General features: G+C 47.6%; 1 pseudogene. It reads right to left on the bottom strand.

The window, feature by feature from the left end:
* A pseudogene (locus H151_RS17710) lies at window positions 1-1,797 on the bottom strand (hypothetical protein); the annotation flags it as partial.

Raw genomic sequence — 1,797 nt, 5'->3', positions numbered from 1 at the left:
CACCGCTCGTACCTGTAAGTGTGTCATTACCAGACGTGCCATTGATGACATTGATCGACGTGCTGGTGGAGCTCATGGCCATCATGCGCGGCTGCATCGCGTTTTGGAGATCTGCAGAGGTGAGAAATTGCCCGGCATTTTCGCTACTCATTTGGGCTGAAGACGCCGGAAGGCGCGGCAGCGCCATAAACAGCCCATCTTGAGCGAGATCAAGCTTGGACCAATCGACATCGTCTTGCCCTTCGAGCCGATCCACACCAAAGGCAACGTCAAACGCCATGCCTTCACGGCCATTGGTGAAATAAAGGCTTGCCTTATTGTGGATCCGATTGCCTGTACCTGCATCAATCGTCTCGCTAGGGCGGGTCAGAGTTAGGCCAATGCCCTCAATCCCGGCCTCGTAGAGGCTGCGAAGTTCGCCAGCCTCACTGCGACCATTTTGGTTGGCATCAACCCAGACCTGGAAGGCATCAAATTGATCATCGCTGGCATCGAAGCGATCATCCCCATTGGTGTCAAAGGCCTTAAGGCCTTCCATATCCGTTTGCGCACCGGGTAAGTCATCAACAAAGGAGATTTCAGATTTACGATCAATGACGCCATCTTGATTGCGATCAAGCACCAAAAGCCCGTCCTTCGGACCCACCCAGCCTGAACGCAAAACCCCATCATTACTCTCTGAGATTAAACCCACCGAACTGGCGTCATAACCCAATAAATCTGCTGAACCACTTCCATCCAAATCAAGAACAATGGGGAAAATATATGTCCCGTCACTTGAGCCACCGGCACGACCCCAAACACCTGCCGAATAATGGATAACAGTGGCACTTGCAGTTGAACGTTCACCCCTACTATCCTCAATAGTATAATTGAAGTGATAAAGAGTGTTAGGCATTATTACATTGAAAAATACTTGACTATTATTTATTTGAAGCGCCCTCGAGTTATAATATGCGCTAACAACCCTTATAGTTGTTCCTGGAGCTGCATGATCGTTTGCCAATACGTTTTGCCATCCAGCTCTTGTGAAACTATCATTTCTAGCAATTGGAGTATCATCCAAATCGTTCACATTAATTTGTATGGCTTTATCGGTATATTTTAACCCATCACTGGCGCGTAGAGTGATCTGATAGCTATTATTGCGATCATGATCTAAAGGCCGCTCGTAATTTGGTGGCGTTTTAAATTTAAGCCGATAGCCATCTACAAGCATAAATTGCGAAGCGTCATAGCCACCAACAATTGAAAAATGTACGCTGTTCCAGTCCCCATCTGTTGCTCGGGCATCATAAACAACATCACTGTGGTTCTCATTAATGGTTGTGCCACTACCAGATGTCCAGTTTGGCGCATATTCATTCACATTATTGACATTAATGGTGATGGTTTTATCGGTATAGCGCCCATGGCCATCATCCGCCCGCAAGATGACGGAGTAGCTATTATTGCCATCATGATCGTTCGGGTTTTCCCAGTTTGGCGCATTACGGAATCTCAGCCGATTATTATACTCCATCACGAAATCATCAGCGTCATGGCCGCCAACAATATAGTAGCTTATGCCATCGCCATCGATCGGATCATGGGCATAGGCATCGTAAACATAGCCTGCATAATTTTCGTCTACTGTATTACCTGAGCCTGATGTCCAGACTGGCGCGCTTTCATTGACATCTCGGATCTGGATGGAGAGCGCGCGATCAGCGCTGAAGGTGCCATCACTGGCGCGTAGAATGATCTGATAGCTGTTATTGCGATCATGATCGTGTGGGGCTTCAAAGTTGGGTGTAG

Source organism: Woodsholea maritima DSM 17123, from assembly GCF_000382325.1.
Lineage (GTDB): Bacteria > Pseudomonadota > Alphaproteobacteria > Caulobacterales > Maricaulaceae > Woodsholea > Woodsholea maritima.
The sequence above is the reverse complement of the archived record's forward strand: the minus strand, read 5'-3'. Positions and strand labels throughout refer to the sequence as shown.